The following is a 21,483-nucleotide window of genomic DNA, read 5'->3' as shown; positions in this document are numbered from 1 at the left end:
GTGGAGAGTTCGGAAACGTTGCTGTAGATTCAAACGTTGCTGAGATTCAGTAGAAGAACGTTGGGAGAGCATTGCTGCAAGCAGAAAAATGTCACATCGGGAGCAAAAAAACGGTATGATCGAGCTCAAGGGCTCGTGAGAATTTTTAATGTCGTAGGTAAAAATTGGCATAATCATCATACCATTCCGTTCCGAAGTTGAAAATCGGTATCCGGAATATGTATCTGATTTCGTTGAATTGTATCATAATCATCTGCAGCTTGGCGTTCGCTTCGTTCATGCAGCCGATTGCTGCGGTCCGGCGGCGAATGGCGCGGGGCATCCCTGCGAAACGCAAAAAGGCTCCTCCCTTCTTGGGGCGGGAAGCCTCTTGTTCAAACTTACAGCTGCAGGGACTGCACAAACCGCCAAACGAACATGCCCCCGAAATACATCAACGCCAGGCCGGCGCCAATCGAAACCCGCTTCATCCACTTCCCGTCGATCAGCCTCCGCGCATGCGTCACAAGCAGCATCAAAACCACGTCATGGATCGCAATGCCGCAAATGACGCCCGCGGCCATGGTCCAGAAATGGGCTTGCCCCGTGCTTCCCAGCCTGTCGGCCAGCAGCGTGCCGAATACGCTCAGCCAGAACACGATGTTCCCCGGCGATACAGCGACCATAAAACCGTTCCCGTAGGAAGATAACCAGGTTTTGTCAGGGGCCGCTCCTTCTCCGCCGGCATGAAAAGCCGATGCTTCCTTGATGCTGCCGTATCCGACAACAAACAAAAAGACCGCCCCGACGATCCACATCGCTTGCTGAATGACCGGAGTCGTCAAAAACGCCGATGCGCCGCAATAAAGGAGGATCATCAAAAGCACATCCACCGTCATCCCGCCGAGTCCCACGCTCCAGCCATGGAAAAAGCCCTTTTTTAATCCTTGCCGAATCATCTCGATCGTGATGGGTCCAACCGGAATCGCTACCGACAAGCCCAACATGACGCTACTCCACCACAGCAGTTCCATGCACCCCTCGTTCATTGTTCAAGTATAGACCTACCATACCCGACAATTGTCATTTCAAAAAGGGATAGTTTATACTTTTCAAAAATGACAGATGAGGTGCAACGTTGCATGCAAGAGCTGATTTTCCACATCGACCCCGACAGCCCGGTTCCCCGGTACGTCCAGGTATATCGGCATTTAAAAAACGAAATCATGCAGGGCCGGCTGCTTCCCGACGCCCGGCTGCCTTCCATCCGGAATCTGGCCGCTTCGCTAAACCTGAGCCGCAACACGACGCAGCTTGCTTACGAGCAGCTCCTTGCCGAAGGTTATGTCCGCAGCGAAAACAAAAAGGGCTATTACGTGGAGCCGCTGCCGCTAAGCCAAGCCCTGCCGCCCGACTTTCGACAAGTCCGCTCGCAGACGGAGGAGGAAGCTCCGGCGGATTGGATCGATTTTCGCCTCGGGGCCGTGGATCCGGAACATTTCCCCATCGAAAAATGGCGGCTCCTGTCCAACCGCGCGTTAAAAGATTCCTCCATCTACACTTACGGGGACCGTCAGGGGGATCTTCTGCTCAGGCAATCCATTGCAGCCTATCTGTTTCAATCGCGCGGCGTCCGGGCGACCCCCGAGCAAATCATCGTCGGCAGCAGCACGCAGCAGCTGATGTATTTGCTGGGCGCGATTTTGGGCGGAACTTTTGATTCCGTCGGCTTCGAAGAGCCGGGGTACGCGGGAGCGAAAGACGTGTTTCGCGAGCTGTCTTACCGGATCGAGCCCGTCCCCGTCGGCCCGAACGGCGTGCATCTCGAAAGTCTCCGTCAGGTCGGGAGCAGGCTGTTGTACGTCACGCCTTCGCACCAGTTTCCGCTGGGGATGATTATGCCGATCCAACATCGGCTGGCGCTCCTGAATTGGGCCGAGGAGAAAGACGGCTATCTGATCGAAGACGATTATGACAGCGAATTTCGCTATAAACAAAAGCCGATTCCGGCCATGTTCAGCTTGAACGACAACGAGCGGGTGATTTACGTGGGAACCTTCTCCAAAGCGCTGCTGCCGTCGGTTCGGATCGGGTACCTGATTTTGCCGAACGCGCTTTTGCCGCATTATGAGAAAAAAAAGCTGCTGTTCGAGCCTTGCGCTTCGGGCATCCACCAGCGGACGCTGCATTATTTTATGGAGGAAGGTCATTTCGGAGCCCACATCAAAAAAATGCGCAGCATCTACAAAAGCAAGATGGCGAAGATCAGGGAAGCCGTGCGGAATTACGCTCCCCCTTTCGTCCAAGTCAATGACACGACCTTGGGGCTGCATGTCATTCTGACGATCCAAACGGACCTAACGGAAGACGAGCTCATCAAAAAAGCGGCCGACCGCCGCTTGAAAGTGTACAAAGCCTCCATGTTCTATGAAACGCCCAAAAACGATGGCCGCGTTCAGCTCCTGCTGGGTTTCGCCGGCTTAACGGAAAAGGAAATCGAACGGGGGCTGCAAACGCTGCTGCGGGAAGTGCTGTAAACGCGGCTACCAGCGAATGCTTCCGACGCAGGCCGCGATGCGTTCCCGTTCCTCCTCCGGCAACGGCCAGCGGCTGATTTCCTCCAGCACCCCGGATCGGTTGGCATAACCTTTGGCCAGGCCGTTGAGCCTAGCCGCCAGCGTGGAGCGGTCCATCTCGGCGATGGAGCCATACAGCGTCAGCAGTCGTTCCACCGCATGCGGGTACCGCTTCAAATAATATTTCTGGTGCCTCTCTTCCGCTGCATAAAAAACGGAAAACGGGCGTATTTCCGTCGCCGGCTCCCCCTTGCCCGAAACGCGCCGTTCTTCCAACACCCGTTCAATCGCGTCCTTTTGTTCCGGACTCCGGTACAGCAGCATCGATTGGTATTGTCTTCCTTTATAACCGTTGATATTTTCCGGGCGGTGGCCGTTCCAGAATACGCGCAATATGTCGTCGTACGCCAAAACCGCCGGGTCGAAATCTACCTCGACGGTCTCGGTATGGTCGCCCATATGGCGATATGTCGGTTCGCTTGCCGTTCCCCCGGCATAACCTGTTCTGGTGCTCACTACGCCGGGCAAGGCGCCGAAAAGCGCCTCCGGCCCCCAGAAGCAGCCCATGGCAAGCGTGGCGGTTTCGGTGTGATGATGATCGTCCAAGTCGCATACCTCCCAAGCCGTACTGTCAAGGATATTGTTGCAGTGGGTACCAGACTACTTTATCGCTTCTTCCAGCTGCTCTCCCAACAACCGGAAAGCTTCTTCGATTTTCTCCTTCGGCACGTTAGCATACCGATCCCCGATACTGATCTCAAAAAAGCACGGCCCCGCTTCCTTTTCACGCAGCCACGAGGATAACCCGACGCCCGTCGTTTCGGCGATATTCGCCAGGATCGGGGCGACCTTCTCCTCCGGGAGCCTGAAATGCACATGGAACATGTTCGATACCGGCACTTCCGGCCGGGTGGACACGCCTTGGCAGGCGTTGAACAGAGCCGCAAGCTCCCTGGCTTCCCCGTAATACCGCGCCATGCTACCGATCCGCCGGTCGAAATAGTATTCCGAGCTGACGATATACGGATACAGGCTGATCAGATCGCCGCCGTGGCGCCTTTTCCAAATTTTCGATTGCTCCGTAAACGAGGCGTCTCCCGCCAAAATCGCTCCCGCGATCCCGCCGATTCCTTTATAAAAGGATACGTACACGCTGTCGAACAGCGCGCAAATTTCCGCAGCCGATTTATTGTAATAAGGGGTAATCTCGAACAATCTCGCCCCGTCCAAATGCAGCCGGATTCCTTTTTCCCGGCAATAGGCGGAGATCGCCTCAAGCTCCCCGTACGGCGGCAGCTGGCCGCCGATTTCGCGCTGCGGCAGCTCCAGGAGCAGGCAGGATATCTCGCCTTCCATCTGCCGCACGTCGTCCAGCGTGATCAACCGTTCTTTATCCGCAAGCAGAACTGCCTCAATATGATGCAGCTCCTTCATTCCGTCCTGTTCGTGGATTTCCAAATGGCAAAGCGGATGGTAGGCCACGCGTTTGAGCCCTTTTTCGTCGCACCAGATGCGAAGCGCGATTTGCTGCGCCATCGTCCCGCTCGGGAAAAATACCGCAGCCTCCTTGCCGAGGTAGGACGCCATTTTATCCTGAAAATCCTCGATTACATTCCCCTTGCCGTACATATCGCTGCTCATGGAGCCCGGAACCTCTTCAAAAGCTTGCCGGAGCACCTGAACATCACGCGGCCCGTGGCCGCCCAGCGGATAGGCCGCCTGCTCGAATGCTGCTATCAATGTTTTACCGCCGCTCATCATCGTTTCTCCCTTCGGTCAACCTCATTCTTCTTAAGCATACTAAATCCGCGTCGATCTGAAAAATTGAATTGATAGGCGTCCGCACGCGCAAAAACCCCTGCCTCGCCATGAAGGGAAAAATTTCATTGTCGCATCTCCTTCGCCATTCCAAACCCTCGACCAGCCGAACCTCTGTGAGCCTTCGGGATTTACCTGTTTGCTTTCAGGCTTGGATAAACCGATGTCGTCCCCCTTATCGCAGCAGCTTCACAAGCCTCAGCCCGGAACGCAGCCGCGGCCGCTTTAAATGCTCCTGCACGTACCGGTAATCGGTCAACTCGACATCGGCGTCGCGCAGGGCGTAAGCAAAGTCGTCATCAAAAGGAAGGCGGTATTCCCACACTCTTTTTTCGTAATTCGGGATATGCTCCTCCATCCAGGGATCGGGAACGCCGGGATGAATGTACGTTTCGCAGACGCCGTCGGGCAACCGGTATAACTTGGCGATGATCGACTGCTTGAAGCTGTCGTACGTTTCCCCGTCCTCGATCGCAAAAGGATGCGACAGCAAGTAATCGGGAATCGGCACGCCGAAGGCGTCGGCCAGCGCCGCGACTTGGGCCACCGGGCGTTCGATGCCCTCCAAGGAACCAAGCAGCGGATCCTCCTTGTAAATGTGGCGAAAAAAGCGCATCGGCAGCTTCCAGCGCGATACTTTCCACAACGTCTGGGGGAGCAGGCTGCGCCCGGTTTCCATGCCGTACAGGCTCCCCATGTGATTGTCGACATGGCTGACCGCAATGCCGGCCTTCCGCGCCAGCACGTACTGCGCGTCGATTTCTTTCATGACTGCCCTCGTAGCCGCGCCCTGCTCGAACTCTTTTACGGTGCGGTATTGATATCCGCTGTCGTCATGCAGCGACGGGTCGCCCGTCAGGCTGCGCCAGCGCAGCGCCTCGAATTCGCTTGTCATCGTCAGATGTAGTCCGACATTGGGCTGGCGCCGTTTGGCGGTCCAGGCGGCCGCTTCTTCGAAGCCGGGAGCCACCGTCATGATCGTCGCCGACGATACCTTCCCTTCCTCCAGCAGCGCCATGATCGCTTGATTCAAGGCCGGGCTTTGCCCGAAATCGTCACAATTGAGGATGAGTTTTTTCCCCATGCGTTACATCCCCTCTCCGATGCGTCGTAAATTCAAACCGGGTCAGCAGCGATATCGCGATCGAGATCAGCAGCAAACAGAACGGCACCGCGCTGATCAGCACGCGGAACGTCATTTCCGGATTCGGGCCCGGTTTGTCGCCGCTTTCATACCCGAACACCAGACCCACGACCAAAAACGCAAGCGCCGATATCAACCCGCTGGAACGCGTAATGAATCCGGCGACGGCGGTATAGATACCTTCCCGGCGCAGCCCCGTCTTTTCGGCGTCTTCGTCGATGATCCGCCCGCTCACCATCGCCGGAGTCACCAAAAAACCGGCCAGGCCGAAGCCGACGGCGATGCCCGCCAGCAATCCGCTGACCAGGTTAAAACCGAACCAAAGCGGCAGCACGGAAACGGCATAAACGGCGAGCGACAGCCTCCATACCGTCACCCCGTCCAGCTTGCGGCATATCCAATACCAGACGAACACGAGCGGGATGACTGACACGAATACGGCAGCCATGATGAGCGTCACCTGCGGGTCGCTGATTTTCAGCACGTATTTTGCGTAAAAAGGGATGATCGAGCTGATCAAGCCGTTCACCGTCTGGGCAAATGAATTCGAAATGTTAAACAGCCAAAACTTTTTGTTGCCGAGCGTTTCCCGAAACGCGGCCACCAGCTTCAGCGGTTCGCCGGCGCTGTATTCCTCGCGCTCCCGGACCCCGAGCATGCAGACCAGCATCGCAATGCCGAACACGAAGGCGTAAATGATCGACATACTGGTAAAATTGAGCGCATTAAAAACGATTGGCGTGAGCGCCGAACCGATCAACAGCGCGACGACTTGATAGCTCTGCTGGATCGCGGAGGCTTTGGCGCGCAGCCGGTCGCCGTGGTACAGCTCGGGGAACAACGCCCCGTAATTGACCCACAGCACCGTCGAAACGGCTTCGAACAAAACCAAGGCCGTCAGGAACCAGGCGAACAAGCCGTTCTGCGACAGCCCTCCCGGCGGGGAAAACACCATGATGAACGTGAGCATAAACAGCGGCATGGCGCCGAACACCCAAGGCCGCCGCCTTCCGAGGCGGGTGTGGGTCCGGTCCGACCAGTGCCCGAACAGCGGGTTGTTGACCGCATCCCAGACGAGAAAAATAGTGCGGGCCAGCGTCGCCAGTCCGATGCCGAGACCCAACTTCTCCACGTAAAAAAAGCTGTAAAATGAGCTGAACGCCTGGCTCGGCACCATCATGGCAAACATGCCGAGGGCGAAGATGTACGGCGAATTGACCCATTTGCGCTGCATGCGCGATTCCCCCCATACCGTAAAATAACTTGTTTTATCTTATTCAACGGCCGGGGAATATTACCTTCCTTGCCAATGTCATTAACTGTATATTGCCGGTAAAATCAACCTCGTTATACTATAAAGGCGGATTTATCATCCAATTTCTCATCATGAAAGGCAAATTCCCTGCAAGTTTTGCTGTGTATGGCTTTTCCATCAAACAAAACCATTATGGAGGGACAAATGAAGAAAACAAAAATGAAAGCCTTTTCATTGTTGTTGGCCGCCATCCTGCTGATGCCTGCCGTCCACCCGGCGGCGGTGCTCGCGAAACCTGAATTTCAGGACATGTCTGCCGTCGCCTCAAAGGACTTGCCGCCCCCGGCTCCCGGAGAACACGATACCGAAAAACCTGCCGGCGTCACCGACGACGTATACGGACAGGAGCCCGGCGCATCTGCAAACGGGCCGCAGGCAGACGAAACCGGATTCGCCGCGGCATCCGCATTCGGCGGAACCAATTTGGCGCTTCACAAACCCGTTTTCGCTTCCGGCAACGAAGTCGATTATCTGAATCCGGAGCTGGCCGTGGACGGAAAAGGAAACACAAGATGGTCCTCCGCCTTGCGGGATGATCAATGGTTTTACGTCGATCTCGGCGAACCCCAGGAGATCGACCGCGTCGTGATCCGTTGGCAAACCCCTGCCGACTCTTATAAAATCCTCGTATCGGTCGACGGCGAAAACTGGGAGAACGTCCGGGCCAACGACGGCATCATCTCCTGCAAAGGCGGCGTCGAAACGATCGACTTCGCTTTGCGCGAAGCGCGCTACGTCAAATTCCAAGGCGTCAAACGGGCGCCTGTGGAAGGCACGCTGTACGGGTATTCCTTCTATGAATTCGAGGTTTATCAGCTGCACGACCTGCAATCGATCATCGACAACGTCGCCGCCGCGTTAACCGTCCGGCCCGGGCAAACGCAGCTGGACTGGTCGGCGGCCGGCGTGCCGGAAGGGTACAGGGTCAGCTTGTACGGAAGCGACCGCCTGCCGGTGATCGGCATGGACGGCCAAATCCGCACGCCGCTGGTCGATGCCAAAGTCCATTTGATCGTGCAGGTGGAAGACGGGAAAGACCCGGACCGGAAGCTGCTCTCGGGGAACATACCGGTCGTGGTGCCGGGACTGCATAAGCAAACCCCGGACCGGAACGCCGAGCCCGACGTCATCCCGTCCCTGCAGGAATGGTACGGAGACAGCGGCCGGTATGCGCTCAAAAAATCGTCGCGCATCGTCGTGAATCCGCAGGACGAAGCGGCTTTGCGGAACGCGGCCGAGCTGACCCGCGAGGATGTGCTCGACGTGACCGGATACGATCTCAAAGTCGTCGCCGGCAAACCGAAAACCGGCGATTTGTATTTGTCCATCGATCCGTCCCTCGCGTGGCTCGGCGAAGAAGGCAACCTGTTCCGGGTCGGGGATTACGTTTCGATCTCCTCCGTTTCCGCCAAAGGGGCGTTTTACGGCACCCGGACCGCGCTGCAGATTCTCAAGCAGCATCCGGACCGCACTATCCCGAAGGGAGAAGCGAGAGATTATCCGAAATATGCGCAGCGCGGATTGATGATCGACGTCGCGCGCAAATTTTACACGATCGATTTTCTCCGGAGCTACGTCAAATTGCTGTCCTGGTACAAAATGAACACGTTCCAAATCCATTTGAACGATGATGTCGGCACGCCGTTCGCGGACGGAACGAACGCCGCCTTCCGTTTGGAAAGCACCACCTATCCGGGACTTGCGAGTCCAAACGGCCATTATACGAAGCAGGAGTTCAAAGACCTGCAGCGGCTTGGCATGGAATACGGCGTCAACGTCATTCCGGAGATCGATACGCCGGGGCATTCCGGCGCGTTTATTTCCTACAATCCGGCGCTCGGAGAGAGCCGCAACCTCGATATTTCCAAACCGGAAACCGTCCGGTTCGTGAAATCGTTATTCGATGAATATTTGGACGAAAGCGACCCGACGTTCATCGGCCCGGACGTCAACATCGGCACGGACGAATACCACGGACCGGATGTCGAGGTTTTCCGGGGGTACATGGATACGCTGATCAAGCATATCAACAGCAAAGGCAAACGTCCGCATCTGTGGGGCGGGCTCACCCAATACAACGGCGTGACCCCGATCAGCACCGACGCGACGATGGACATTTGGCATGAGCCTTACGGTTCGGCGCAGCAGGCGGTCGATCTCGGCTACGACGTCGTCAATGCCCAAAACGTATACATGTACATTGTTCCTACGTTATACGGCGACTATTTGAATTCCCAATTCATCTATAACGAGTGGGAGCCGGTCAAATGGGAAACGACCACGCTCCCTTACGGGCATCCGCGCGTCAAAGGAGGCATGTTCTGCTTATGGAACGACGTGTCCGACGCCAACGGCTTATCGATGGACGATTCGCATGAGCGGCTGCTTCCCGGCATTCAAGCCGTATCGGAAAAAATGTGGACCGGAACGCGGGAGGACCGAGCCTTCCAGAAATTCGAGCAGCGGGCGAAAGCGATAGCCGATGCGCCGAACGCTGACCTGTCCCATAAGATCGCCGTAGATAACGACGAAAACAGCGTCGTTCAATACCTTTTCGAAAACCGGTTCAAGGATGAATCCGGCAACCGCTTCGACGGCAAGGGCGTCAACGTCGACACGGCCGACGGGAAATACGGCAAAGGCGTCCGCCTGAACGGCGGGAAAAGCTACATCCAAACGCCGATCGAGTCCTTAGGTTTCGGTTGGACGGTATCGATGTGGATCAAACCCGACCCGGGCAACCCGGACAATGCCGTGCTGATGGAATCCCCTGCCGGTACGCTCAAGCTGAGACAGGGCGCTTCCGGAAAGCTCGGGTTTACGAAAGAGCATTACGACAGCACGTTCAACTATGCGGTTCCGGAAGGCCAGTGGACGCATATCACGCTGAAGGGCGACAAAAAAGGCGTGACGCTGTTCGTTAACTTGGACGAATATGTGGAAAGGTTGGAGGAACAAGCCCCCAAACTGCATACGCTCGTGCTGCCGACGCTCCGGATCGGAAGCGATACGAACGCGTTTAAGGGCATGCTGGACAACGTCATGATCTACAACAAGCCGATCGATCTGCTTAGCAGCGACAATTTGGCCCTTCATCAAGCCGCGGAATCGTCCGAAACCGAATTCCCGTATTACTCGCCCGACAAAGCCGTGGACGGGGACCTGTCCCCGCTCTCCAGATGGTCGAGCGCTTACGTGGATGACGCTTGGTTTATCGTCGATCTCGGCGAACCGAAAGACGTCAGCAAGGTCGTCATCAAGTGGCAGGGAGCCTACGCGGAGAAATACCAATTGTTCGTATCGACGGATAAGGAGAATTGGACGAACGTTTCCGGCGGGGATGGAACTATAGCCTCCAAAGGCACCCTGGACATCATTGCCTTCGATCCGCAGGAGGCGCGTTACGTTAAATTCCAGGGCATCAAACGCGCCACCGTATTCGGAAACTCCTTCTTCGAATTCGAGGTGTACGGCCCGGATCATATTCAGGAATACAAGCAGCTGATTGCGCAGATGGATGAGCTTTTGCAGCAGACGAACAACGGAAAGCTGCGCAAGCTTCTCCTGCAGGCGCTTAATCGTTATCCGTACGATGCGACGCGCGATTTGGGGCCGATGCAAGAGCTTTGGGACCAGGCGTCGAATCCGTAATCATGTGCAACAAAAGGGAGCCGCTTCCGACCCCAGGTTATTGGGGGGAACGGCTCCCTTTCCGATCTGTTCTAGTTTAAGTCCGTATTAGAGATCCTTCATGAATTGAATGATCTTATCGTTCAGCCCCGGCAAGCCTTCATGGCCGAAATCCGGGAAAATCTCAAGCTGCACGGGCCCGGGGATTTTGTTGATGGCGGCGAACTGCGTGGAAGGCGGGCAAATGGTGTCCATCAGGCCGACCCCGACCAGGCACTCGGCTTTGATGCGCGGAGCCAGGTTTTGAATATCGATGTATCCCAGCTTCGTGAAAATTTCGTCCTCGCGCTGATGCTGCGGATCGAACATGCGGAAGTATTTGCCTAGCTCTTCGTACGCGTGTTTGCACAAATCCATTTCCCAGGTTCTGCGGTAATCGCTCAGGAACGGATAAACCGGCGCCGCTTTTTTGATGCGCGGTTCAAGCGCAGCGCAAGCAATCGTAAGCGCACCGCCCTGCGACCAACCCGTCGCCCCGACGCGGTCCGCGTCGACCTCCGGCATGTTCATGACGATCGAAGCCAGCTGCGCCGTATCGAGGAAAATGTCCCGGAACAGCAAACGGTGCGGATCCTCGTTATCGAGTCCGCGGATGATATGGCCGTGATGCGTGTTGCCCGATACGCCGCCGGTATCCTCGGACAGGCCTCCTTGCCCGCGAACGTCCAGCGCCGCGATGGAAAAGCCGAGCGCAGGATACACCATTTTGTCCATCCAATCGCCGCTATGTCCGGTGTACCCGTGAAAATGCAGCACGGCCGGATGCGGTTCGGCGCTCCCTTTAGGCCGAACATATTTCGCATGCACTCTGGCACCGCTTACACCCGTGAAATATAAATGGAAGCATTCCGCGAACGGAAGCTGGAATTCAGCCGGGACAAGCTCGACCTGCGGGTCTACGGCGCGCATCTCCTCAAGCGCCTTCTCCCAATAAGCGTCGAAATCATGCGGTCTGGGATTGATCCCTTGGTATTTTTTCAGCTCCGATAGGGGCATATCCACTAGCGGCATTCGTCATCACCCTTTTTTATTTGATTTAAGCAGATTCGCACTCACGTTGACAACCCTTTTTTTCCAGATGCGATCCGGCCCCCGCCTTTCGTCCTCTCTTTTGCCCGGTGCCGGTTGCAGCGCTCCCGATTCCCCCAAAAGCAAAACATAATATATGTGTCATTTCTCGCCCCATTGAATAGGCTATATCATCAAATTTGATCTGGAGGTTCTATCTCATGACGACAAGCAGCTATCCCTTCGGGCCCGGCTTCCAGCACATACATCCGGTTCCATTCGCCTATTATCCGTTTGCCTATACATTCCGCGGCCCGTTTGCTCCATCGCCTTATTTCTGGCCCATGCCGGAACGGGTAGTTCCTTACGGAGGCGGGTTCACCGGGTATCCGGCCTATACGGGGTATCCAGCCTACCCGGCTTACGCGCCGTTCCCGGCCGCTCCGTACCCCGGCATCCCTTATGACGCGCCTTATTCGGCGATGGACCCTACCCGGGTCGAACCGACTCCCAAAGGCTTTCAGATTAAACTCCAGCCGGAGACCGAGACGCAACCCGCCGAAGTAAAAGCGGAAAACGTCCAGGCGGAACAGGTTGAGCCCGAAAAGGCCAAACCGGAAAAAAGCCATACGGGCGTGAAAATGAACACCGGCATCGAAGTTGGCGGCAAACACGGCGCCGGCTTCCAGGCAGAAACCCAGGTCGACAAACATGGCGTAAGCAACCAGGTCAGCAGCCACGTCGGCGCGGAGGAATACGGTCTGAACGTCCAGGGAGGGGCGAACCTGGATAACAAAACAAAAGGCTTCCAATTCGAAACCGAAAGCAATCTCGGCGGCAAATACGGCATTCAGGTGCAAGCTGAGGGCCATGCCGGACTGAAGCAAGGGATCGGACTGAGCACCGAAGCCCAGATCGGGGGCGATCACGGCCTCGGTGCCCATGTGAAAGGCCAGCTCGGCGGCGGTCAAGGCGCAGCCTTCAGCACGGGAGCGCAGATCGGCGGCGATCACGGGCTTGGCGCCCACGCGGGTGCCCAAGTAGGCGGGGGCCAAGGCGTAAGCTTCAAGGTCGGCGGCAACGTCGGCAGCCATGACGGCCAGGTCGGCTTCCAGGTGGGAGGCAAAGAGAAAAAACAACATTCGGAGGATTAAGGCTTTCGCTTTATCGTCCGCAGATGTTTGCGTTCGCTTACTCCTTCAAAACGGCGTAAAAAAGGCCATCGGCGTCATCCCTAAAGATGACCCGATGACCTTTTTCGTGCGGTCAGGTCAAGCGTGCTGCAGTTCGCCCGCTGCGAGCTTCGGCAGCGCGGCGATGCCGGCCGTATTCAAGAAGTTCCAAGGCTTGTTGAAGTGAGGCTGGAAGAAGAAGTCGACGAAAGCCAGCTCGTCGATCGTCATCCCGTTCTGGATGCATACCGACAACGTGTTCATCGCTTGCGTCAGATCGACCTTGGACATGATCTGCGCCCCCAGCAGACGGCGGTTCTCTTTGTCATATACGACTTTCAGCATCACCGTCTCGGCCGTAGGCATAAACTCCGGACGGTAAGCGTCATTGACGGTCACCGCTTCGGCATTGATCTTCTCGTCGGCTGCGGCGCCTTCCGTCAGTCCCGTCGAAGCCAGGTTGAGATCGTAGATTTTGAGGCCCGACGTGCCCTGCGTGCCCAAATATTTCGTCGTTGGCCCCATCAGGTTGCGGGCCGCCAGCAGTCCCATCCGCACCGCATTCGTAGCCAGCGGAATGTAAGCCGCCTTCCCGGTCGGATTGTAATGCACGGCGCAGCTGTCGCCGGCCGCAAACACGTCCTTTTTGCTCGTTTGCATATATTGGTCGACGATGATGGCGCCGCCTGGCAGCATATCCACCTGGCCTTTCAGCAGTTCGGTATTCGGACGGAAACCGATGCAAAGAATGACCATATCCGTTTCGATTTCGCCCTTGTCGGTGATGACGCGGCTGACAAGCCCATCTTTGCCTTCAAAAGCTTTCACCGTTTGCCCCAGCGCCAGCTCGATGCCATGACCGCGGAACGCGTCTTCGATCCGGCTGCTGAACTCGCCGTCCAAATACCGGTTCAAAATCCGGTCCGCGCTGTCGATCAAAGTCACCCGCTTCCCGCTTTGCTCGAACGCCTCCACCAGCTCAACGCCGATGTAACCCGCGCCGACCACCGTAATGTGGTTCGCATGTTTCGCTTTTTCGATGATGGTGTTGGAATGTTCGTAGTTTTTGCAGAGTAGAATGTTGCCGAGCTCCATGCCCGGAAGCTTCGGAATGACCGGCCAAGAGCCTGTCGTGACGATCAATTTATCGTAGCAGTCTTTGAATACTTCTCCGGTCAGCAGGTTACGCACCTGCATCGTTTTCGCATCGGTATCGACCGCAAGCACCTCATGGCGCATATGGGTCACGACGCCCAAATCCGCCAGCTGCTGCGGCGACGAATAAAACAAGCCTTCCGGATCCTTCACGACGCCGCCTACATACAAAGCAATGCCGCAGGATAAAAACGAAATGTTGTCGTTGCGTTCATAAACGGTAATTTGGGCATCAGGGTAAAGCTTGGCGGCATTCGCCACCGCTGCCGTTCCGGCATGGGTACATCCAATCACTGCAATTCTCATCGTAATTCCTCCTCGAATATAATCGGTAAATCCGATGGTTCTTCATCTAAAGAAATTTAAAAGTTCATGCCTGTCTTGAAGCTGCTGCATTTCAACCTTCGAATTGTAATGTTTTAGTTGTGATTTTTTTCACATTTACAGTATACTGTGATTTTTTTCACAAATCAATAGGTTCAAGCACGAAGTTCATAATTTGTTCATTTTTTCACAAGAAAGCCTGCGCCATCTTCGTTTCTCCTCAAGCCGCCCGGGATGGTTGTCCCTGACGATCAGCTTGTACGCAGCAACAGCGGCCAGCCGATTGCCCGAGCTTGCAGGTGCGCATGTCATCGTTGTCTAATTATGTAAAGGAGGAATCATCCGTTCTATTAGCCCTTACGCTCACGGAGTCATCTCGTTTGTAATTTTTTGGTTGGACACCAGATGGAGAGAATTCTATGACGAATGTAACCTTTTATAGAAACGAACATTTGCCTTTCCTGGAGGCCAAACGATGCACGCGAAGCGATCTGGCCTATCAGAAGCATTTTCATGAAGAGTATTCGATCGGCTTGATCGACGAAGGCGAAACGGAAGCCTGGTGCGACGGACACGCGTATCGGGTAGAGACGGGCAGGGCGATCAGTTTTCCGCCAGGCATGCTGCATGCCTGCCGCCCCGCCTCCCTCGAGTCATGGAAATATAAAATGTTGTTCATCAAGCCGCAGTGGCTGGACCAACTGGAGCCGGCCATGGCGGAACCGCTTCGCATCCCGTTTTTATTGGAAGGACACAAAAATCAATACTGCCGCCGCCTGATCAACCGGGTGGCGGACGCTCTCGCCGGGGCGGACGAACCGTTGGCCGCCGAATCCGCTGCCGTTGAACTGATTTATGCGCTCGCCAGCCGAAATACGCTCGACCTGGAGCATCCATCAGGATCCGGGTACGATCAGCCATACATCCGCCGGATTCAGGAATACCTTCATGCCCACTATCATGAGCGGATTACGCTCCAAAGGCTGGAGGAAGCGGTGGGGGTCAGCAAATTCCATCTCATACGCCTTTTCAAGAAAGGCACGCACATGCCGCCTCACGCCTACCAAAACCTGCTGAGGATCAACCATGCGAAGACCGAACTTTTGAAAAGGCGGCCGATCGCGGATATTGCTGCTGAGACCGGGTATTACGACCAGAGCCATTTTTCGAAGGCTTTTTTCAAAATCGTCGGCGTGACGCCCCAGCGGTACGTCTCCATGCGGATGCCATAGAGCAATAATTTACAATACGAGCCTACCTAGCCTTTGTATACTTTAAAGGCATAAAGAAAAGGAGGCTTGCGATATGAACCATGAACCCGACTGGGAGCGGCGTCTGGCGGACGCCTTAAAATCGGTGGCAAGACGCCCGGACGTGAAATCATTTGTTGAGCAAACGCCTTGGCTCTATCAGCTGCTGCGGCGCGCAGCGAGGCAGTACGTCGCCGGCGAGGAGCGCCGGGACGGCCTGGATGCCGCCGGCAAACTTGCAGACATGGGGTACAGGACTTCCCTGGAATACATCGGCGAAAATACGATGGATCGAGCGGCATGCCAGGCGGCTGCCGAAGAGCTGAAAACGATGATCCGGGAGTTGAACGGAGCGGGCGACCGGGTTTGCTTCGACCTGTCCCATATCGGTCTGTCGGTGGACACGGATCTGGCTTATCGTCTGTTGACCGAATTGGCCGAAGAAGCCAGGAGGGCCGAGGCGGAGCTGTTGATCAGCATGGAGGAGTCTGCCAAAACGGATCGCATTTTGGACGTCTACCGGCAGGCCGCCTCCCGCTACCCGAACATCGGCATCACGCTGCAAGCGCATTTGCACCGCACCCGGCAGGACTTGGCGGACCTAAGCCATTCGCCTCGCCGCATACGGATCGTCAAGGGGGCCTTCCGGGAGCCGGAAGGACAAGCTCTGCCCCGCTCGGCTGCACTGAATGATCGTTATCTGGAACTGGTTCACGACGCGATCCGACAAGGCCATCACGTATCCATTGCGACCCATGACGAGCAAATCATCAACGAGGCGATCCGCCGCGGATGGCTCGACGCCGGAAACGCTGAATTCGATATGCTATACGGCTTCCGCCCGGATTTGGCCGCGAAACTGAGGGCAGCCGGCTTCCCCGTGCGCATCTACATCACCTATGGACAAGAGTGGTTTTTGTACCTATGTCACCGGATCGCCGAATATCCGCCGCATTTATACCGGGCTGTCGCGGACATGGCCGGCGGGGAAGCGGCCGACCCTTCCCTTGCTTACGAGCTTCAAACCCAATGACGGATACGGGAACTTGCCCGGCTTAACCCTAAAATTCCGATGCGGTAAATCCGGCCGCCAAAAACGTTACCGCGAATTGAAGGGTGCGCAACAAACGCGAAGAAGCACCGCTTAAGCCAAAAAAATCGGCTTAAAGCGGTGCTTTTTTTCCAAAACCTGAATCAGGCTGCGATTTTTTAATCGGAAGTTCCCATGCTGCGGATTAAGAAATGACCGCGCTTTTGCCGATATGCTCCTTGACCTTTTCGTTCATCCATTCGCGCTTGGACAAAATCCATTCGGCGTCCTTCGGATAGCTGCTGAAGGTCATCGGTTCCTCAAGGCCCTCTTCCAGCGCGGCAAGAACGGCATCGCGGCCCATCCATTCCTCCAGCTGGCGCAGCAGGCGCAGGTCTTGAAGCGCTTCCTGCATGACCTCCATGCGGATGGACTCGATCGGCCCATCCTCGCCCGGATACACGAGGAAAGCATCGCCCGAAGGGAAGCCGCCGCCGGCATCGGTTACGCGGAACGGGTCGATGACTTTTTTCGAATATTGCGTATACCAGAAGTTATATCCCCACTGCAAAAATCCGGCGTTGTCGAATTTGTACAGCTGGTATCCGAGAATCCGGTTGCGCGCCGAAGGCATGCAGAAAAACCGGTTGGCGACGTTTTTGTACTGCGAACAGCAATAGTATGTCCACAGCGGCGTCACGTTATTTTCAAGGAATGGTTCGATATGGTTGCTCGCCGGAATCGGCGTCTGCACCAAGCCTTTTTCGTAAAAATCATAGTCGGAAAGCGCATCGATCACCGGGAAACCGGACAACAGCTCGTTGACCATCTGTTTGGCGCTGGCATAATAATCGATATGCTCCAAGCTCGGCTCGTCGGAAATATGGAAGTAGCTGCGGTCTTCGATGCCGTGATCCTGGATCCACTTTTTCAGCTGCGGCAGCAGCTGTTTCAGGAACGTATGATATTCTTCGCCGGAAGCATCGGTTTCCCAGCCGAAAATGCGTTTGGTCTCGCCGTTCACGACAGCCATGATTTTCGGCGCATGTTTGGCTCCCCACTGCGTGAACAGATGCGAAAATTCGAAGTATTCGATGCCGCACTTTTGGCACAGATCCACCCAGCGCTTCAACCGGTCAAAACCGAAGCTGTATTGGCCTTCGCCCGTTACCTCAACGTCGACCAGCTGCACCGTCGGCCGTTCTCCCCCTACTTCGGTATCAAGCGGCGGGGTGAAAAGCGGCGTCAGCAGCATGTTGATGCCATGATCGGCAGCGGTTCTTATGTACTGCTCGAGCAGTTCCCAATGCCGTTCGCTGAACGCTTCCACGCCGTATTGGGTCGCCAGGCAATCCGCGTGAAACCACTGCGTATGCAAAAGCTGCTGCTTCGGCAGCTCCGCTCCGATGATCTCCAGTTCGAATCGTTCTTCCCCAAGCGTTTCCCCGGATGCCGTCTCAAAACGAACCGTGATCGGGTACAATCCCGGTTTCGCCTGTCCTTTCGGATCGACCGTAACCCATACCGAACGCCATTGCCCGGGATAAGCTCTCAGCTCCCCGCTTGTAAGCGGTAACAAGGGATCGGGATATAAACCCGGCGTGGACCGAAGCACATTGTCGTCGTGGTCGGAGTAAATAGGCAGTTCGGACGGTACCAAGCCGACGCTGCGCAGGGTCACCAGATCTCCAAGCTCCGATTCGGCCTTGACCTTCACGGCAGGGATCAGATGCGGCGAGCGATAGGCCACCTGATACGAAAACACTTCGTTCAGGAGCGCAGCACCCTGTGTCTTGCCTGGAGCCGCCTGCAGCTCCTCATCGGGAAACACTTTTACTAAAGAATGGAGAATGCGGGTTTCAAGCTTTTGCGTCATACAATCCTTCCTCCCTTGTTTTCAGGGATTTCGCAATTCAGGCTGCTTGGAGACTCTTGGTGGAATCATGCAAAATCCGCGCTCTAATGACTTCCAGTTTACCTGATGGCAGAAGACATTCAAGACCTAATTTAAAAAAGATCTTCAACGCTGTCTGTACGTGGTTATTGTCCTGCTCAACCATGGTCTCGCTTATCGTAACCAAAAGGCTATAAGGAACGCTATTCTACCTCAAAAAGAAACCCGATCCGACTTTCGGCTGATTTTTGTACTTCCAAGTTAAACCTCGACGGTTTCCGGAGAAATTATCGAATTGATAAAAAATATAAAATCCATAAAAGGGGAACTTTTTCCTTTTTTAGTTGTTATACATTTAAATACAGGCCGGAATTCCTGGCAATATTGACACCAAGGAGATGAATGATTATTGCTAATTCTAATCATAATTTTATTGATCATTGCCATAATCCTGCTTATTAATATCAACAATAAAATTCCCCCACGCCCACCACGTGATTACGTAGCTGAGGCAATGGAGCGGGATAAAAAAAATAAGGATGACAAAGAGAATCAAGAGAAGAAGAGCTGATCTTGCCAGTATGCTCTGATTGAATTTATAACGGGCCACCCTATAAGTACATGGGGGTGTTCCAAGTCACTTTAGACTTTTTGGGACACCCCCTTTTTCTGCTCTCACCTAGGTCGAGCGTAAAAAACCATGGAATCGGCTTAAATCCGCATCCCATTTCTTTCCAAATTAATTCTTAACCATGTGCAAGGCACCCGCTGCGATTACGGATCGATCTTCCGATTGCTGTTGTCTTTAAATCGTTTCCACCCATCGGCTGCACCAGCGTCCTGCATTGCACTAATTATGCCGTTGAGCCAAAAAATTCATCGCATCTACACCACCGACTCCACGGCCGCCTCCGTTTTCGCCTTCGCCATGTTGCGCTGCGCGGTAATGAGGTTATAATAAATGCCTTTTCGTGCCACCAGCTCGGCATGGGTGCCGATTTCGGCGATTCTGCCTTTGTCGAGCACGATGAGCCTGTCGGCATGGCGCAGGGTCGACAGCCGGTGCGCGATGGCCAGCGTCGTGCGGTTGCGGGTGACGCGCTGCAAGGCTTCCTGGATCGCCGTCTCCGTGTCGATGTCCAGCGATGCCGTCGCTTCGTCCAGAATGAGAATCCGCGGATCGTTCAGCACCGCCCGGGCAATCGCCAGCCGCTGCCGCTCCCCGCCGGAGAGGTTGCTGCCGTTTTCCTCCAGCCGCGTGTCGTATCCGTCCGGCAAACGAAGGATAAAGTCATGCGCATTGGCGATCTTCGCGGCCTCCAGCACCTCTTCGTACGTCGCATCCGGCTTGGAATATCGGATATTGTCCAGGATGGTGCCGCCGAACAGGAACGTCTCCTGCAGGACGACGCCGATTTGCGAACGCAGGTGGGCCTGCTCGATCCGGCGGATGTTCACGCCGTCGATCAGAATCTCCCCTTCGTTTACGTCGTAAAAACGGGAAACCAGGTTGATCAGCGTCGATTTGCCCGAACCCGAATGCCCGACAAGGCCGATCATTTCTCCGGGCTTCACCTCGAAGTTCACGTCCTTCAATACCGGCTCATACGATTTGTACCCGAAATAAACGCCGCGGAACGTAATCGTCCCCCGGATCGAATGTTTGACGGAGCTCTCCGAATCGATCACCTCCGGCTGCTCGTCGATCACCGAAAAAATCCGGTCAATCGAAATGATCGCGTTCGACACCCATCTCGGCATGAACATCAGCCAGGTGATCGGCCCGTAGATCATGGCGGCATAACCGCTGAACTGCACGAGCTCGCCCAAGGTCATGTCTTTATTCAAAATCATTCCGCAGCCGATCAGGAGCACGAGATACTGCCCCATCTGGATCAAATAGTTCGAAATCGGCGCCAAAATGCTGAATACCTTTTCGGTCTGGATCGTTGCCGCAGCAAACTCGCCGTTATACTGCCGAAAACGTTTGACCTCCCGCTCCTCCTTGCCGAAAGCCTTCACCACGCGGATGCCGCTCAGCACGTCATGCAGGAAGGAATTGGCCTTGTCATAGACCCGCCACTGCTTGCGGAACAGCTTCCACAGCACGCCTTTCCATATGTAACGCTGCAAATAGGCGACCAGCGGAGCCGGCAGCAGCACCACGAAGGCAAGCCGCCAATCGGCGGAAAACAGCAGCACGCTCGCGGAGACGAGGATGATCAGCTGAAAGATCGCCGTCGTGGCGAGCTCCTGCACGAGATTGCGAATCCGCTCCGTATCCGACGTAATCCGGTTCATGATATCCCCGGCCCGCTGCGACGTCAAAAACCCGAGCGACAGGCTCTGAATCCGCTCATACACCAGCTTGCGCAGATCCGCGGCGATTTCCGAGCTGACCCGCGCCATAATCCGGCCTTTGACGATCCCGAGCCCTTCGCCGCCGACAAGCACGAGCAGCAGGCCCGCGATGCCCAGAAAGAACATCGGAACGCTTGGCGACTGCCCCGCCGGCGGCTGCAGCGCAGAATTGACCAGCAGCTTTTGAAAATAGGGCCCGGCCATCGATATCGCCGAAGCCGCGACAATGACCGCCAGCCCGATCGCGAACGTTTTGGAATGGGCCAGCGAAACGGACAGCAGCCGCTTGAGGGCGGCGGCTTTGTTCATGCATTTCGGGCATACCCTCGTTCCGGGAACGAGCGGCCCGCCGCAGGTCGCGCAGATCGGCTCATCCTCGTCGTTGTATATCCGGACCTTGCGTTTGCGGGATATGTCGTTCAAAATTTGCGCGATATATCCGTATCGGGCCGCATGTTTCATCGACAGCCGGGTCAGGATGAACTTGGTCCCGGCTTCGTCCCCTTCCAATACGGCGCTGCCGATCAGCGGAACCACCTTATACTCTTCGGCGTCCGCTATCGCCCGGCTTTCGATGACAACCCCGTCCTCCAGCAGCGCCCAGCGGTGTTCGCCGACGACAAAATAGTTTTCCGTCCGCCTTCCGCCATACGTCAGATCGGCCGGGACGCAATATAGGATGGACTCCCCGACGGCCTGCCTCGCGGCAAACAGCTGCTCCTCGGGCAGCGTAAAATTAAGGTTCATGGATACCTCCGTCCTCGCAC

The 21,483-nt window shown here is 55.6% G+C and carries 14 protein-coding genes; 5 read left to right on the top strand and 9 right to left on the bottom strand.

Annotated elements, in window-relative coordinates; all coding sequences use genetic code 11:
- Nucleotides 1-380 precede the first annotated feature (380 nt).
- Nucleotides 381-1,013: a LysE family transporter gene (locus MKY58_RS00630; RefSeq protein WP_339323014.1), complete on the bottom strand. Its 633-nt coding sequence runs from the start codon at nucleotides 1,011-1,013 to the stop codon at nucleotides 381-383.
- A gap of 108 nt (nucleotides 1,014-1,121) precedes the next feature.
- On the opposite strand from MKY58_RS00630, the gene MKY58_RS00625 reads away from it, so the two are divergent.
- On the top strand, nucleotides 1,122-2,516 hold the full coding sequence (locus MKY58_RS00625; protein WP_339323013.1) for a PLP-dependent aminotransferase family protein: 1,395 nt from the start codon (nucleotides 1,122-1,124) through the stop codon (nucleotides 2,514-2,516).
- A 6-nt stretch (nucleotides 2,517-2,522) separates the two neighbouring features.
- Here MKY58_RS00625 and msrA read toward each other — a convergent pair whose 3' ends face one another.
- From msrA to MKY58_RS00605, 4 genes are all read right to left on the bottom strand, one after another.
- Nucleotides 2,523-3,161, bottom strand: coding sequence for a peptide-methionine (S)-S-oxide reductase MsrA (gene msrA, locus MKY58_RS00620; RefSeq protein ID WP_339323012.1), 639 nt, complete (start codon nucleotides 3,159-3,161; stop codon nucleotides 2,523-2,525).
- A 54-nt stretch (nucleotides 3,162-3,215) separates the two neighbouring features.
- Entirely contained in the window at nucleotides 3,216-4,313 is a 1,098-nt protein-coding gene (locus MKY58_RS00615; RefSeq protein WP_339323011.1) for a beta-eliminating lyase-related protein, read from the bottom strand.
- Nucleotides 4,314-4,548: 235 nt separating this feature from the next.
- Entirely contained in the window at nucleotides 4,549-5,457 is a 909-nt protein-coding gene (locus MKY58_RS00610) for a polysaccharide deacetylase family protein (RefSeq protein WP_339323010.1), read from the bottom strand.
- Entirely contained in the window at nucleotides 5,429-6,751 is a 1,323-nt protein-coding gene (locus MKY58_RS00605; RefSeq protein WP_339323009.1) for an MFS transporter, read from the bottom strand. Before MKY58_RS00605 ends, MKY58_RS00610 begins: the two co-directional genes overlap by 29 nt.
- Before the next feature lie 225 nt (nucleotides 6,752-6,976).
- On the opposite strand from MKY58_RS00605, the gene MKY58_RS00600 reads away from it, so the two are divergent.
- Nucleotides 6,977-10,483, top strand: coding sequence for a discoidin domain-containing protein (locus MKY58_RS00600; protein ID WP_339323008.1), 3,507 nt, complete (start codon nucleotides 6,977-6,979; stop codon nucleotides 10,481-10,483).
- An 87-nt stretch (nucleotides 10,484-10,570) separates the two neighbouring features.
- On the opposite strand, the gene MKY58_RS00595 is transcribed toward MKY58_RS00600, so the two are convergent.
- Nucleotides 10,571-11,533, bottom strand: a complete 963-nt coding sequence (locus MKY58_RS00595) for an acetylxylan esterase (RefSeq protein ID WP_339323007.1) — start codon at nucleotides 11,531-11,533, stop codon at nucleotides 10,571-10,573.
- A 218-nt stretch (nucleotides 11,534-11,751) separates the two neighbouring features.
- Here MKY58_RS00595 and MKY58_RS00590 point away from each other — a divergent pair, with 218 nt between their 5' ends.
- A complete protein-coding gene (locus MKY58_RS00590; RefSeq protein WP_339323006.1) occupies nucleotides 11,752-12,684 on the top strand; it encodes a hypothetical protein in 933 nt (310 codons plus the stop codon).
- A gap of 117 nt (nucleotides 12,685-12,801) precedes the next feature.
- Here MKY58_RS00590 and MKY58_RS00585 read toward each other — a convergent pair whose 3' ends face one another.
- On the bottom strand, nucleotides 12,802-14,163 hold the full coding sequence (locus MKY58_RS00585) for an FAD-dependent oxidoreductase (RefSeq protein WP_339323005.1): 1,362 nt from the start codon (nucleotides 14,161-14,163) through the stop codon (nucleotides 12,802-12,804).
- 437 nt (nucleotides 14,164-14,600) lie between these two features.
- Here MKY58_RS00585 and MKY58_RS00580 point away from each other — a divergent pair, with 437 nt between their 5' ends.
- Nucleotides 14,601-15,413: an AraC family transcriptional regulator gene (locus MKY58_RS00580; protein ID WP_339323004.1), complete on the top strand. Its 813-nt coding sequence runs from the start codon at nucleotides 14,601-14,603 to the stop codon at nucleotides 15,411-15,413.
- 73 nt (nucleotides 15,414-15,486) lie between these two features.
- Nucleotides 15,487-16,464 (top strand): proline dehydrogenase family protein, encoded by a 978-nt coding sequence (locus tag MKY58_RS00575; protein WP_339323003.1) that lies wholly within the window; start codon nucleotides 15,487-15,489, stop codon nucleotides 16,462-16,464.
- A 202-nt stretch (nucleotides 16,465-16,666) separates the two neighbouring features.
- Here MKY58_RS00575 and MKY58_RS00570 read toward each other — a convergent pair whose 3' ends face one another.
- Nucleotides 16,667-18,337: a glycoside hydrolase domain-containing protein gene (locus MKY58_RS00570; RefSeq protein ID WP_339323002.1), complete on the bottom strand. Its 1,671-nt coding sequence runs from the start codon at nucleotides 18,335-18,337 to the stop codon at nucleotides 16,667-16,669.
- A gap of 903 nt (nucleotides 18,338-19,240) precedes the next feature.
- The gene (locus MKY58_RS00565; protein WP_339323001.1) at nucleotides 19,241-21,463 is read right to left on the bottom strand and encodes an ABC transporter ATP-binding protein; all 2,223 of its coding nucleotides are present in this window, start codon (nucleotides 21,461-21,463) and stop codon (nucleotides 19,241-19,243) included.
- Nucleotides 21,464-21,483: the final 20 nt, after the last annotated feature.

The organism is Paenibacillus sp. FSL W8-0194, assembly GCF_037969745.1.
Classification (GTDB): domain Bacteria; phylum Bacillota; class Bacilli; order Paenibacillales; family Paenibacillaceae; genus Paenibacillus_AQ; species Paenibacillus_AQ cookii.
This window is presented reverse-complemented; position numbering and strand designations above follow the sequence as displayed.

What these genes read in the sequence shown, in the direction of transcription:
- MKY58_RS00630 (WP_339323014.1), bottom strand. Translation starts at nt 1,013, where the DNA reads ATGGAACTGCTGTGGTGGAGTAGCGTCATGTTGGGCTTGTCGGTAGCG.
- MKY58_RS00625 (WP_339323013.1), top strand. Translation starts at nt 1,122, where the DNA reads ATGCAAGAGCTGATTTTCCACATCGACCCCGACAGCCCGGTTCCCCGG.
- MKY58_RS00615 (WP_339323011.1), bottom strand. Translation starts at nt 4,313, where the DNA reads ATGAGCGGCGGTAAAACATTGATAGCAGCATTCGAGCAGGCGGCCTAT.
- MKY58_RS00610 (WP_339323010.1), bottom strand. Translation starts at nt 5,457, where the DNA reads ATGGGGAAAAAACTCATCCTCAATTGTGACGATTTCGGGCAAAGCCCG.
- MKY58_RS00605 (WP_339323009.1), bottom strand. Translation starts at nt 6,751, where the DNA reads ATGCAGCGCAAATGGGTCAATTCGCCGTACATCTTCGCCCTCGGCATG.
- MKY58_RS00600 (WP_339323008.1), top strand. Translation starts at nt 6,977, where the DNA reads ATGAAGAAAACAAAAATGAAAGCCTTTTCATTGTTGTTGGCCGCCATC.
- MKY58_RS00595 (WP_339323007.1), bottom strand. Translation starts at nt 11,533, where the DNA reads ATGCCGCTAGTGGATATGCCCCTATCGGAGCTGAAAAAATACCAAGGG.
- MKY58_RS00590 (WP_339323006.1), top strand. Translation starts at nt 11,752, where the DNA reads ATGACGACAAGCAGCTATCCCTTCGGGCCCGGCTTCCAGCACATACAT.
- MKY58_RS00585 (WP_339323005.1), bottom strand. Translation starts at nt 14,163, where the DNA reads ATGAGAATTGCAGTGATTGGATGTACCCATGCCGGAACGGCAGCGGTG.
- MKY58_RS00580 (WP_339323004.1), top strand. Translation starts at nt 14,601, where the DNA reads ATGACGAATGTAACCTTTTATAGAAACGAACATTTGCCTTTCCTGGAG.
- MKY58_RS00575 (WP_339323003.1), top strand. Translation starts at nt 15,487, where the DNA reads ATGAACCATGAACCCGACTGGGAGCGGCGTCTGGCGGACGCCTTAAAA.
- MKY58_RS00570 (WP_339323002.1), bottom strand. Translation starts at nt 18,337, where the DNA reads ATGACGCAAAAGCTTGAAACCCGCATTCTCCATTCTTTAGTAAAAGTG.
- MKY58_RS00565 (WP_339323001.1), bottom strand. Translation starts at nt 21,463, where the DNA reads ATGAACCTTAATTTTACGCTGCCCGAGGAGCAGCTGTTTGCCGCGAGG.